At 64.5% G+C, this 13,083-nt stretch carries 12 protein-coding genes; 2 read left to right on the top strand and 10 right to left on the bottom strand.

What is annotated here, in order from left to right; genetic code table 11:
- Nucleotides 1-28: 28 nt before the first annotated feature.
- From F2P45_RS05955 to accD, 4 genes are all read right to left on the bottom strand, one after another.
- Complete coding sequence (locus F2P45_RS05955; RefSeq protein ID WP_166871415.1) at nt 29-514, bottom strand: CvpA family protein; 486 nt, start codon at nt 512-514, stop codon at nt 29-31.
- 25 nt (nt 515-539) lie between these two features.
- Entirely contained in the window at nt 540-1,562 is a 1,023-nt protein-coding gene (locus tag F2P45_RS05950) for an SPOR domain-containing protein (RefSeq protein WP_166871414.1), read from the bottom strand.
- Between the two features lie 10 nt (nt 1,563-1,572).
- A complete protein-coding gene (gene folC / locus F2P45_RS05945; protein WP_166871413.1) occupies nt 1,573-2,871 on the bottom strand; it encodes a bifunctional tetrahydrofolate synthase/dihydrofolate synthase in 1,299 nt (432 codons plus the stop codon).
- 106 nt (nt 2,872-2,977) lie between these two features.
- Nucleotides 2,978-3,850: an acetyl-CoA carboxylase, carboxyltransferase subunit beta gene (gene accD / locus F2P45_RS05940; protein WP_166871412.1), complete on the bottom strand. Its 873-nt coding sequence runs from the start codon at nt 3,848-3,850 to the stop codon at nt 2,978-2,980.
- A 185-nt stretch (nt 3,851-4,035) separates the two neighbouring features.
- On the opposite strand from accD, the gene F2P45_RS05935 reads away from it, so the two are divergent.
- Nucleotides 4,036-4,257 carry a TIGR02450 family Trp-rich protein gene (locus F2P45_RS05935; protein WP_166871411.1) on the top strand — a complete coding sequence of 74 codons (222 nt, stop codon included), beginning with the start codon at nt 4,036-4,038 and terminating at the stop codon, nt 4,255-4,257.
- Nucleotides 4,258-4,360: 103 nt separating this feature from the next.
- Here F2P45_RS05935 and F2P45_RS05930 read toward each other — a convergent pair whose 3' ends face one another.
- Nucleotides 4,361-6,898, bottom strand: a complete 2,538-nt coding sequence (locus F2P45_RS05930; protein ID WP_166871410.1) for a cellulose binding domain-containing protein — start codon at nt 6,896-6,898, stop codon at nt 4,361-4,363.
- A gap of 344 nt (nt 6,899-7,242) precedes the next feature.
- Between F2P45_RS05930 and F2P45_RS36025 the strand changes: the two genes are divergently transcribed.
- Complete coding sequence (locus F2P45_RS36025; RefSeq protein WP_229504934.1) at nt 7,243-8,067, top strand: PEP-CTERM sorting domain-containing protein; 825 nt, start codon at nt 7,243-7,245, stop codon at nt 8,065-8,067.
- A gap of 70 nt (nt 8,068-8,137) precedes the next feature.
- On the opposite strand, the gene trpA is transcribed toward F2P45_RS36025, so the two are convergent.
- From trpA to truA, 5 genes are all read right to left on the bottom strand, one after another.
- Nucleotides 8,138-8,935 carry a tryptophan synthase subunit alpha gene (trpA, locus tag F2P45_RS05920; protein ID WP_166871409.1) on the bottom strand — a complete coding sequence of 266 codons (798 nt, stop codon included), beginning with the start codon at nt 8,933-8,935 and terminating at the stop codon, nt 8,138-8,140.
- 63 nt (nt 8,936-8,998) lie between these two features.
- A complete protein-coding gene (gene trpB / locus F2P45_RS05915; RefSeq protein ID WP_166871408.1) occupies nt 8,999-10,246 on the bottom strand; it encodes a tryptophan synthase subunit beta in 1,248 nt (415 codons plus the stop codon).
- A 341-nt stretch (nt 10,247-10,587) separates the two neighbouring features.
- Nucleotides 10,588-11,508: a hypothetical protein gene (locus F2P45_RS05910; RefSeq protein WP_166871406.1), complete on the bottom strand. Its 921-nt coding sequence runs from the start codon at nt 11,506-11,508 to the stop codon at nt 10,588-10,590.
- Nucleotides 11,505-12,170: a phosphoribosylanthranilate isomerase gene (locus F2P45_RS05905; RefSeq protein ID WP_166871587.1), complete on the bottom strand. Its 666-nt coding sequence runs from the start codon at nt 12,168-12,170 to the stop codon at nt 11,505-11,507. Before F2P45_RS05905 ends, F2P45_RS05910 begins: the two co-directional genes overlap by 4 nt.
- A gap of 17 nt (nt 12,171-12,187) precedes the next feature.
- The gene (gene truA, locus F2P45_RS05900; RefSeq protein WP_166871404.1) at nt 12,188-12,985 is read right to left on the bottom strand and encodes a tRNA pseudouridine(38-40) synthase TruA; all 798 of its coding nucleotides are present in this window, start codon (nt 12,983-12,985) and stop codon (nt 12,188-12,190) included.
- Nucleotides 12,986-13,083: the final 98 nt, after the last annotated feature.

The raw sequence follows: 13,083 nt of genomic DNA, 5'->3' as shown, positions 1-13,083 counted from the left end.
TCCTAGAGACTACTGATTTTAAAGAATGTCAAAACTGTACATGCCGCGCCAGCTCCGGCGGCAAAAATGTCTTTACCATGCGCGCGCCCTGCTCCGCCCAGGGGCTCGTGACCGCGTTGGTCCAAAAAGCCTGCTTGGGCAGGTCGGTCATGCCGCACAAAATGACGGCGGCCAGCACGATCACAAGCCCGCGCGCGAGCCCGAACACGGCGCCCAGCAAGCGGTTCGCCGGACTCAATCCGGTGGCCTTGACCACCAGGTCGACCGCCATCATGACCAGTCCCATGACGATGCGGGTGCCGAGGAACAGCGCCACGAAGGCCACCATCAGGCGCACCGTCTCGCCGGGAATCATGGACAGCATCGGCGCGAGCTGGGCGCCATAGGCGTTGGCGACGACGAAGGCCACCACCCAGCTGATCAGCGACAGGATTTCCTTGACCAGGCCGCGCAGGGTCCCGATGACGCCCGAGGACACCAGGATCACCAGCACCACATAATCGAACTCGGTCACCTTGCGTCCGCCCGCATCCGCACCATCAGCCCGGAACCATGATGCCCGACAGTCCCATCTTGCTTAACTTGGCGCGCACTTTTTCGGCTTCATCTTTGTTGAACGGTCCCACCTGCACGCGGATCCGGTCGCCCGACTGGGTCGAGGTCTTGTGCGTGAACGAGCGGATGCCGGCGCCGGCCAGCCTGGCCTGCAATTCGTTGACTTTTTCCTGGGTGGCCAGCGCCGCGACCTGCACCACGTAGCGCTGGTTGTCGTCGGCGGATTTCTCGGGCGCCTTGCCTTCAAGGATGGACATGGCGCGCTGGGCGTCCGGCACCGGCGGCTTGACGGCCGGCTTTTCCTTTTCCTCGGCCTTGGGCGGCGCCTTGGCGAGCGGTTTTTCAAGCGGCTTCTCGACGGGTTTTTCGACCGGTTTTTCGACGCGCTTGACCTCGGCGACTTTCGGCTCCGGTTTCGGTTCCGGCTTCGGCTCGTGCTTGGGCTCAGGCTTCGGTTCCGGCTTCGGTCTCTCGACTTTGGCGACGACTTTCGGCTCGGGCTTGACGACCGGCTTCGGCTCCGGCTTGACAACCGGCTTCGGTTGCGGCTTGGTTTCCTCCCTTGGCACCGGGCGCTCTTTCGGCAAGGTCACCAGCGGCGTCGGCGGCACCTCGACGATTTCTTCGCGCTTGTCGAGCGCATCGGCGGCGGCCACGGCGCGCGGCTGCGCCTGCGGTGCGACCTTGTCTTTGGACGGAATGCGGATATCGATGTCGCCGGCCAGCGGCTTCGGTTCGGAGTCGAGCACCATCGGCAAGCCGACCGCCACGCCCAGCGCCAGCGCAATGGCGCCTACCAGGCGGCGGCGCGCGCGTTTCTTCTCGGGCAAAACCGGGTCGGCGGCGGCGCGCGCTTCCTTGCTGCGGCGCGCCGCGGGTTCGTTGGCGCTGGACGCGCGCTTGGAACGGGCACGGGCGGCGACGCTATCGTCGTCCGACTTGGAATAATAGCCACTATCTTCCGTGGATTCTTGCTTGTTTTTATTGAGGAACGAGAACAAGCCCATGCGTTTTTCTTCAGTGATGTGAGGATTTTCGGGCAGCCATCACACCTGCGACGGTGTAGAAGGAGCCAAAGACCACAATTCTATCATTCTCCCCGGCTCGACTCATTGCATTTGCAAAAGCCGCGGCCGGATCGGCGAAGGTATTCACGCTGCGTTCGCCCGGTTTGGCGTCGCCGGGCGGCAGCGCCGCCAGGGTAGCGGCCAGTGTTTCCGGGTCGGCCGCGCGCGGTGATGGCAGGTTGGCAACGCACCAGTGGTCGACGTACTGGGCCATCGGAGCGATCACGCCGTCGATGTCCTTGTCCTGCATGATGCCGAACACGGCGTAGGTGTAGGGATGGAATCCCATGTTGCCCAGGTTTTGGGCCAGCGCCGCCGCCGCGTGCGGGTTGTGGGCCACGTCGAGGATGACGGTCGGGCGTCCCGGCAGCACCTGGAAGCGCCCTGGCAGCTCGACCACGACCAGCCCGGTGCGCACTTCCTGGGCGCCCACAGGCAGTGCGAAGCGCAGCACTTCGAGCGCGGCCAGCGCGGCCGAGGCGTTGAGCAGCTGGTTGGCGCCGCGCAGGCTCGGGTAAGCCAGCGAATTGCGGCGCTGTTCGCGCCCGCCGTAGTTCCACTGCTGCTTGTCGCCGGAATAATTGAAGTCGCGGCCCAGCAGCCACAGGTCGGCGCCGATCGCCGCGGCGTGGTCGATCAGCGACTGCGGCGGCACCGGGTCGCTGCAGATGGCCGCTTTGCCGGGGCGGAAAATGCCGGCTTTTTCGAAGCCGATTTCGTCGCGCGTGGTGCCGAGGAAGTCGGTGTGGTCGATATCGATCGAGGTGACGATGGAGACATCGGCGTCGATCACGTTGACCGCGTCGAGGCGCCCGCCCAGGCCCACTTCGAGGATGGCCACGTCGAGGTTCGATGCGGCCAGCAGGTGCATGATGGCCAGGGTGGTGAATTCGAAGTAGGTCAGGTCAAGGTCGCCGCGCTGCGCTTCGACCGCGTTGAAGCTGGCGATGAGGGCGTCGTCGGACGCCATGTCGCCGTTGATGCGGGCGCGCTCGTTGAAGTCGAGGAAGTGCGGCTTGATGTACAGGCCCACCTTGTAGCCGGCGCGCAGCAGGATGGCTTCCAGCATCGAGCAAGTCGAGCCCTTGCCGTTGGTGCCGGCCACCATGATCACCGGGCAGCTGAACGCGAGGCCCATGCGCTGCTTGACCTGGCGCACGCGGTCCAGACCCATGTTGATGTGGATTTCGGCGTGGCGCGATTCGAGCAGGGCCAGCCAGGCGGGCAAGGTGGTGGGAAGTGTGGACATGGAGTGAACCTGTAAAAACGGCGGCGGCTCATGGGAGCCGGGCAAGCCTGCCCGTCCGCCATGAACCGCGATGAAACGACTGGCGTGAGCCAGTCAGACTAGTCGATCAGGCCAGGACTTCAACCGCCTGGTCTTGCAGCAGCGCCAGCAGGCGCGCGATTTCTTCGCGCATCTTGCGGCGGTCGACGATCATGTCGACAGCGCCCTTGGTGACCAGGAACTCGGCGCGCTGGAAGCCTTCAGGCAGCTTTTCGCGCACGGTGTTCTCGATCACGCGCGGGCCGGCAAAGCCGATCAGCGCTTTCGGCTCGGCGATGACCACATCGCCCATGAAGGCGAACGAGGCCGACACGCCGCCCATGGTCGGGTCGGTCAGCACGCTGATGAACGGCAGCTTCTTTTCGGACAGCTTGGTCAGCATGGCGGTGGTTTTCGCCATTTGCATCAGCGAGAGCAAGCCCTCCTGCATGCGCGCGCCGCCGGTGGCGGTGATGCAGATGAACGGCACTTTTTGCTCGATGGCGATCTGGGCGCCGCGCACGAAGCGCTCACCGACCACGGAGCCCATGGAGCCGCCCATGAATTCGAATTCGAAGGCGGCCACGACCACCGGCAGGCTCATGATGGCGCCGCCCATGACGATCAGCGCATCGGTCTCGCCGGTCGCTTCCATCGCCGCTTTCAGGCGGTCGGGGTATTTTTTGCTGTCTTTGAACTTGAGCGTATCGACCGGCAGGGTTTCCTGGCCGATTTCGTAGCGGCCGCCTTCGTCGAGCAAGCCATCGAGGCGCTCGCGTGCGCGGATGCGCATGTGGTGGCTGCATTTCGGGCAGACGTGCAGGTTCGATTCGAGGTCGGTACGGTACAAAACGGCTTCGCAGGAGGGGCACTTGACCCACAGGCCTTCGGGCATGGTCTTGCGCGCGGCAGCGTCGGAACGCTGGATTCGTGGGGGCAGTAGTTTCTCTAACCAACTCATACATTCTCCTTCTGCGGCATCTTAGTGGTCGGTAGTTTAGCCGTTAAGACACTGCTTGTCGAACACAACGGAATAAAAATTGTCTATTTGGCATTGTTTTCAATGCCAGTACTGCTGTTCGATGCGCAAGGTGTCGACGGGTTCCCCGTGCGGCGCGAACTCATGCGATGCGCTATGCTCCGGGCATGAATCCCTTGCATCCTAAAAAATTACTGCTTTCGAAATGGACGGCGCTGGCGCCTGTCAACAAGGAGAAGCACTTCATCGTGACCAGGGTGATCGAGCCCGACGCGCCGGGTGCTGCCGTGGAATGGGTCGATATCGATGCCGTGCACAGCCGGGAAACGCGGCGCATCGCCTGGAAGACGCTGCGCGACGACACGCTGTGGCGCCAGGGCTGGCTGTAGGCAGAGACAGCCGAAGCGCCGCAGCGCCGGACCGCCGTCGACCCGGCTGCATTGCGGCGCGAGTGAGTATTCACCTCGCGCACACGTAGCGTGGAGTGACCGCTTACTTTTTTGCCTTGGCGCAGGTCGCTCCGGTCAGCACCGGCACCTGGCTACCGGCGCTGCCGCTGGTGCCCTGGAAGCCGAACTCGACAGTCTGACCGGGCTGGATCAGCGCGTTCCAGCCGACATTGGTCGCCGTGTAAGGATTGCTGCCGCTCAAGACCGCATTCCACATGCTGGCCACTTTCGACCCATCCGAATAGGTCCAGCTGACGCTCCAGCCGTTCATGGCGGCCGTGCCGCGGTTGGTGATCTGCACCGCTCCATTGAATCCGCCCGGCCACTGGCTGCGCACCTGGTAGACGCACTGGCCGGTCGGGGTTGGCGTCGGCGGCGGTTCGACCGGTGGCGGTGGATCGATCGGCGGCGTGGTGGTGCCGCCAGGCACGCCCATGGCGATGCCGCGTCCGGCCGTGCTCATATACACCACGCCGTAGCGGTTCATGTCGCCGATGACGAACTGGCCGTTGGCCGGGCCGCCATATTGATGGGCGTCATCGTTGACCCTCACCCAGGTCGCGCCCGCGTCGCCCGAGCGGTGCACGCCCTTCACGCCGCCCACCGTCCCCCATATATAGACCGTCGGGAAGGTCGCGCCCGCAGCGGCCGCGCCGAAGCCGACCGCGCCGGCATGGCTGACGCCGCCGATGCTGCTGAAGGTCGCGCCCGAATCGGTCGAGCGCGCCAGGCCCGCACCGTTCAAGGGCACCCACAGCTCGCCTTCGCGGTTGGGCACCGCGCGGATGACTTTCGAGCCGCCCGATTGCAGGGTCGCCTTGGGCGCGAAGGACACGCCGCCGTCGGTACTGACGAACACGCGGCCGTTGTCGTACGCATAAAACTTGCGCGGGTTGACGGCGTCCGCCACCGGACGCGCGCTGGTCACGTTCAGGCCGTTGACGGTGGTCCAGCTTGTACCAAAGTCGGTCGAACGGTAGCTGGTGGCCGAATTGTCGGGGCTGTGCAGCAGCACGGCGCCATCGGACGAGAGCGCGACCTGGCCGTTCTTGCCGTTCATGACAGCACTCTTCTTCCAGGTGGCACCCGTGTCGGTCGAGTAATACATGGCCGGCGTATCGTTGCCGCCGGCACGCGCCAGTACCGAGATCTTGCGCGCGGCGACGTCGAGGCCGGTGGTGGTGCCGATCGACGGCGTGTGGATCGGCGCGTAGCGGCTGGTGTCGGTATGGCGGAAGCCATCGTAGTCGCCAATCGCCGAAACCAGCGGCCCGCCCGGAATGCTGACCAGGTTGAGCGGCACGGTTTCTTCCAGCCCGGCCACGTTGAAGGTCCAGGTGGCCGGGGTGGCGTTGATGTTGGCGGTCTTGAAGATGCCGTTGCCGGACGATACCCACGCCGCCTTGGTATCGAACGGGTCGAGCTCGACCGTGCCAGCCCAGTGGATCGCCTTGTCGCCCACCCACGACACGCCCGCGCTGTCCTTGGCGAAGCCGCGCGCGATCACATCGGTCCAGCTGGCGCCGCCGTTGGTCGAGGTGTAGACGCGGTCGCCCCAGGCGTTGCCCTGGGCTTGGTAGGTGTTGACGGTCGAGGCGACCAGGTTGTTCGGATTGTCGGGTGCTACGCTGATGCCGCTGAACGCCGAGCCGATGCCGTCCGGCGTCACATTGGTCCAGGCGCCCGTGCCGATGTTGTACTTCCAGATCTGGCCGCGGTCCATCGGTTCCGGCTGCGCCCAGTGGCCGTGCGGACCGGCGCCGTTGGCGTAGGTGAGGTACAGGTTGCCGTCGCTGGCGCGCGCGGCGCGTTGCGGCATCAGGTCGGTCGGGGCCCCGGGGACGGGCGCGAAGGTCTGGCCGCCATCGTTGCTGCGGTACAGGTTCGGCGCCACATAGCCGAAGCGCGACACCCCGACCACGATGCGCTGGGCCGCCCCGCCCACCACGCTGGACGGGTCGAGCGAGACGAAGTTGATGCCGTTTTCGTTGGGCGTGGTGGTCACGTTCAGGCTGGACAGGCGCGCCCAGGTGGCGCCGCTGTCGGTGCTCTTGAACAGGCCATTGGCGCGCGTGCCCGCATACAGGATGTTGCTCGAACCGGGATCGAGCTGCAGGCGTTCGCCGCTCTGGCGGCCCATGCCGTTGCCATGCGCCTTGAACAGGGCTGACACGTCGGTCTTGATGAAGGTTTTGCCGTAATCCGAAGAACGCAGGATCATGGTCTTGCCATTGTTGAAGTAGCTGATGCCGGCCAGCATGTAGACCTTGGCGGGGTTTTTCGGATCGAGCGCGATCGATTCGACGCCCAGGAGGCCGGTTTCGTCTTCCGACGCCCAGTCGAGCAGCGGCACCCAGCGCGCGGCCGTGCTGTCCCAGCGGTAGGCACCGCCGACATCGGTGCGGGCGTAGGCCAGGCCCTTTTGGGTCTTGCTCGGAATAACCGCCGACACGAAACCGCCGCCGCCCATGGCGACACTGTTCCATTGGTAGGTTTCAGATGCGGCCGAGGCCGGTGCGCAAGCAGCGGCGCACAGAGCGCACGCGGCTGCAATCGTCGAGAGTCGATGCATGAGGGTCATGGGATTCGCTTTTCTGGTGGCGTTAATGATGAAAACGTTTTCATATTATCGGAGGCCATCCTATGCCCCGTATGTACGGGTGTCCAATCTCTATTTTGAAAGCATTTGACAAAACAATGGACGAATTAGCATGGTTTACAAGCAAAAAGTACAGTCCATAAGCAAGAGATGATTGCGTGGAAGAAGGCAACGACCAAGGCGGCATACGGGCACTTGCCTGTTCGCTTTTGCCTGCACGGCGCTGTGCCAGGTCTGACGCGGAAACGATCGACACGAAAGCAAAAAGAACACGTGCGCTGTGCTATACCTTCGATTAAGATTGCATTTTGTTTAACGGAGAGTTCATGAACACCTACCGCACAGCCATCCTGTCGGCCGTCCTCAGTCTGGCCGCAGCTGCGCCCTCGTACGCCGCTACGACCGCACGTGGCACGGTCAGCAATATCGGTTTCGAGCTGATCGATCTCGATCTGAACGACGGCATCACGCCTTCGCTCAATTTCAACGTCACTGGCGGCTATTATTTTGAAGATCCGTACACGGAGTTAAAGCTGGCCGACCAGCGCAGCGGCTACAACAACACGCAGCGGCACAACGAGACAATGTCTGAACCGTACCAGCGCAGCGCATCGTATGCACCCTCCGCCGGCACGGCGCTGAACGCCTCGGCAAGCGTGACCGGCCACTTGTTCGACGGCTTGGCGATGCAAGCGCAGGCCAGCAGCGCGGGTGGCGATGCCGAGGCCACCAGTCTCGCCACGTCGGGCCATGTTCATTTCATCCTGTCCCCTAACACCGCGGTGCGCATCACGGCCGACCTGTATGCAACCGCGACGCGCGCCCCGGGCCTGATCGACGGCGGCTCGTATGCCGACGTGCAGTTCCTCATTTTCGAGAACGTTCCCGAGTCGACCAGCTACCCGCGTCCGGAAGGGTTCTTCGCCGCTACCTACATGCCTGACGAGAGCACCACCAGTCTGTTCCAGGCCACCCGTGCGGACTATGTGCTCAACAACCGTTCGACCGCCTCGATCACCAACATGATGACCTTCACCGCGATCGCCTCGGCCCAGACCCTGGCCACCTCGCCGGTGCCGGAACCGGCTACCTACGGGATGCTGCTGGCCGGCCTTGGGGTACTGGCGGCAACGGCGCGCCGCCGCCGCTGACACCGGGCCCTGGCCGGCCTGAAGCGGCTGCCAGGCCGCTAAAAAGCAGGCAGCGCGCTTCGGGCCGACGTCAGCGATCGAGCGCGCCGCGGATGCCCGCGACGAAACGCTGCACGGCCTCCACGGCCTGCTCTTTCGGCGTGGCTTCGATCTCCTGAATAATGCGGCTGCCGATCACCACCGCGTCGGCCACCTGCGCCACCGCCCTGGCGGTCTCGCCATCGCGAATTCCGAAGCCCACCCCGATCGGCAGCTTGACGTGCTCGCGAATCGGCGCCAGGCGGCGCGCCACATCGGCCACATCGATATTGCCGGCACCCGTGACGCCCTTGAGCGACACATAATAACTAAAGCCGCTGCCGAACCTGGCCACCTGCGCGATGCGTTCCGGCGTCGACGTCGGCGCCAGCAGGAAGATCAGATCGAGGTCGCTGGCGCGCATCGCGCTGGCAAACTCCTCGCACTCCTCGGGCGGATAATCGACCACGATGGCGCCGTCGGCACCGGCCTCTTTGGCCTTGGCGATAAACGCGTCCGACCCGATGCGCTCGATCGGATTGGCATACCCCATCAGCACCACGGGCGTGCTCTGGTTGGTCTTGCGGAACTCGCGCACGAAGCCGAACACGTCGCCGAGGCCGACGTTGAACTTGAGCGCGCGCTCGCAGGCGCGCTGGATCACCGGCCCTTCGGCCATCGGATCGGAAAACGGCACCCCCAGTTCGAGGATGTCGGCGCCCCCCGCAACCAGGGCGTGCATCAGCGGCACGGTCATTTCAGGACCCGGGTCGCCGGCCGTGATAAAGGTGACGAGCGCGGTTTTTTTGCTGGCCGCCAAAGCGGCAAAGGTTGGTGCGATTCTGGACATGGCGATGCTTTCTTGTAGTGTGGTCGAAAAGGTCGGATTTGCAGCAAGCAAGTCACTTGCAACTTAGCTGAAATCGAGCCCCATCCGCTCCGCCACCGTGTGCATGTCCTTGTCGCCGCGGCCCGACAGGTTCACCAGGATCAGCTGCTCCTTGGGCAAGGTCGCCGCCAGCTTGGCCGCATACGCCAGCGCGTGCGACGACTCCAGCGCCGGGATGATGCCTTCGATATGGCAGCAGTCGTGGAACGCCTGCAGCGCTTCGTTGTCGGTCACCGACACGTACTGCGCGCGCCCGAGGTCCTTCAACCACGCGTGTTCCGGTCCCACGCCCGGATAATCGAGGCCCGCCGACACCGAGTGCGTCTCGATGATCTGGCCGTTTTCGTCCTGCAGCAGGTAGGTGCGGTTGCCATGCAGGACGCCCGGAATGCCGGCCGTGAGCGAGGCCGAATGCTTGCCCGAACCGAGTCCCTCGCCGGCCGCTTCGACGCCGATCAGCTTGACGTTCTTCTCGTCGATGTAGGGATAAAAAATCCCCATCGCGTTCGAACCGCCGCCGATACAGGCCAGCACGTAGTCGGGCTGGCGTCCGGCCAGTTCAGGCATCTGCACCAGGCATTCCTCGCCGATCACCGACTGGAAGTCGCGCACCATCATCGGGTACGGGTGCGGGCCGGCCACCGTGCCGATGATGTAGAAAGTGTTTTCGATGTTGGTGACCCAGTCGCGCATCGCTTCGTTGAGCGCGTCCTTGAGCGTCTTCGAGCCCGATTCCACCGGCACCACGGTCGCGCCGAGGAGCTTCATGCGGTACACGTTCTGGGCCTGGCGCTTGACGTCTTCGCTACCCATGTAGACCACGCATTCGAGCCCGAAGCGGGCGCAGATGGTGGCCGTGGCCACGCCATGCTGGCCGGCGCCGGTTTCGGCGATGATGCGCGGCTTGCCCATGCGCTTGGCCAGCAATGCCTGGCCGATCACGTTGTTGATCTTGTGCGCGCCGGTGTGGTTCAGGTCTTCGCGCTTGAAGAAAATCTGCGCCCCGCCCTGCTGTTCGGACCAGCGCTTGGCGTGGTAGATCGGCGACGGACGGCCGACGAAGTGCTTGAGCTCATAGCGGAATTCGTCGAGGAACTCGGGATCGTGGCTGTATTTGGCGTACGCTTCTTTCAGCTCGGCCAGCGCGTGGGTCAGCGTTTCGGCGACAAAAGCGCCGCCGTAGGGGCCGAAGTGGCCGCGCGCATCGGGCAGCTGGTAGTCGGATGTCTGGAAAATCGGGGCGGCCGGAGCGCGCGCAGGTGCGTCTTTCATGGATGTACTCGCTTGTAAAGGTGATATCTGCTGACAGACCGCGGCGCGATAGCGGCGGTCATGGCTGGTGCATCAGGGGGCGTGGACAAGCCCCGCGTGCATGGGGCGTGACAAGCCCCGCGTCAATCGCGTTTAGTACGCCCGAGCCACCACACAAAACGACCCGAGGCGCGCGTTCTTTTGGTATGAGAAACCATCGCAGTCTTTCGTGCACCACCGTGGATTTTGCGCACTCCGGCAGAAAGCGCCGGGAACGAACAAATGGTGGTGCGGTATTGTTGGAGGTATTCTAGCAAATCGGCGCTGCTTGTGGTGAAAGTCACTCAGCGGGGCGCGGCCAGTTACGCCGCCGGATCGTGTTCGGTCCAGGAGCTGCCGTCGAAGCACTGCACGCGGGTATCGCTCACAAACACCAGCAGGGAGTCGGCGTACGCCAGCGCGCCCCCGCCTGCCACGGGCGCCGCACCGGTATCGATGCGGGTCAGGGTATCGCCCTCGAACCGGAACAGGCTGCCCTGATCGGTGCACAGGTAAGCGGCGCCGAAAGCGACTGCGCCGCCGACAAAAGCTTCTTCCGTCGCCTCGTGGGCAAGCTGGCGCACGGTGCTGCCGTCGATCGACAGCAGCACCCCGCCCGCACCGGCAGCGAGAAAGCGTTCTCCACCCATGAACAGCACGCATTCGAGCATGGCGCCGGACGGGCTGTCCAGCGCTTCCCATACGCCGCCAGCGCAACGCCAGATGGCGCCGCCCATCCCGACGGCGAGCAGCAGGTGTTCGTCGCGTCCGTCGATTGCGTGGAAGCTGCCGACATCGGCGCCGCCGCGCGCAATGGCGCAGCCCTGATCGACGGCCTGCCAGCCCGCCGCATCGAGCCGGCGCCGGTAGACCTGGCGCTGGGCGCCAGCCGCGTAAGCATGGTGCCCGACGATGCGCACACAGCGCAGCGGGCGCAGGGTGTTTGGACCGCCAGCATCGTCGCCGATGCGTTCTTCATCGGCGCCCTCGGCATCGGCAACTTCGACATCGCCGGTTTCGCCCACGCACAGCAGCTTGCCGATGCCGGCGTCGGTAAACGCAGCGATGCCGGCCAGGCGGTGCTCCATCGACCAGCGCGACCAGGCCCCATTGTCACGTTCAAACAGGATCGCGTGAGGATGGTCGGCGTCTTCCAGCTCCAGCGCGACGCCGCCGATGTAGAGGTGCGCACGCGACAGAGCCGCGCAAAAAATGTAGCCGAATTCGGGATCGGCGTCCGTCATCGTGCGCCGGTTCCGGCAGTGTGCACTGCCGCGACAAAGGCGTCGATTTTGGCGGCATCCTTGATGCCCTTGGCCTGCTCCACGCCGCTGCTGATATCGACCGCGTACGGGCGCACCTGGCGCACCGCGCCGGCCACGGTGTCGACCGTCAGGCCGCCGCTCAAGACCACGCGCGGCGCCAGTTCGGGCGGAATGACGGCCCAGTCGAAGACCTTGCCGGCGCCGCCGTATGCCTCGACAAAGGTATCGAGCAGCAGGCTGGAAAACAGCGGGCTGGCGGCGCGGCACAGCGCTTCTTCGGCCAGCAGGTCGGCGCCGGTCGTCTCGGGACGCACGCGGAACACGCGCATGAACGGGCGCCCCACGGCGGCGGCAATCGCCGCGCACTGTTCCACCGTTTCGTCCCCATGGAACTGCAATTGTGCAAACGGCACCACGGCGGCCACCGCCCTCACCTCCTCGATGCCGGCGTTGACGAACAGCGCCACCGTGGAGACGAACGGCGGCACGGCGGACATCAACGCGCCTGCCTGCGCCGCCGTGACGTAGCGCGGGCTTTTTGCATAGAACACGAAGCCGAGTGCGTCCGCGCCGGCGGCGACTGCCGCCTGGACGTCTTGGGGGCGGGTCAGCCCGCAAATCTTGATGCGTGTGCGTTGCAAGGTTTGCATAAGCGGCCTCAGAACCAGGGCAGTGGACGGGCCGCCTCGTGCGGCAAGCCCCATTTGGGATCGTAATCGATCTTGGCCAGGTACAGGCCGTCGGGCATGAAGGTGGGCGCGGCATCGTTGCGGTCGCGCCCTTCGAGTACATCCTTCATCCATGCCGGCGTGTGGCGGCCCTGGCCGACGTAGATCAGGGAGCCGATCAGGTTGCGCACCATGTGATGCAGGAAGGCGCTGGCGCGCAGGGTGAACACGATGACTTCACCATGGCGCTCGATCTGCACCGCGTGCATCTGCTTGACCGGCGACTTGGCCTGGCATTGCGAGGAACGGAAGGCGGAAAAGTCGTGCGTGCCGACCAGGCATTGCGCGGCGGCGCGCATCAGGTCCACGTCGAGCGGGCGAAACACCCAGCCGGCGCGGCCCACCAGCAGCGGCGAGCGAATCGGATTGTTATACAGGACGTAGTGATAGGTGCGCGCAAAGGCGGCGAAGCGGGCGTGGAATTCCTGCCCCGGATGCTCGGGCACTTCGGTGGCCCAGCGCACGGCGATCGCGTCGGGCAAAAAGGCGTTCACGCCGCGCACCCAGGACTGCATGCCGCGCGCGAGATCGGTGTCGAAGTGGACCACCTGTTCGAGCGCGTGAACGCCGGTATCGGTACGGCCGGCGCAGGTGGTACCGAGCTCGACGCGCGCGAATTTTTCGAGCGCGATTTCGAGCCGGTCCTGCACCGTGTTGCGGTCTGGCTGCTTCTGGTAGCCGTTGAAGGCGGTACCGTCGTACTGGACTCCCAGTGCTATTCGCTTCAATCTAGTGTCCTGAGGTGGAAATTCGTTGATGATTAAATAGGGCGACATCGCGCCGAGACAAGGAACAAAGCGCAGACAGGCAAACGCCTGGCGAGCAT

The sequence above is a fragment of the Massilia mucilaginosa genome, assembly GCF_011682145.1.
GTDB classification, from domain to species: Bacteria; Pseudomonadota; Gammaproteobacteria; order Burkholderiales; family Burkholderiaceae_D; genus Telluria_A; species Telluria_A mucilaginosa.
Note: the sequence above shows the minus strand (reverse complement) of the source record. Positions and strands in the feature narration are given on the sequence as shown.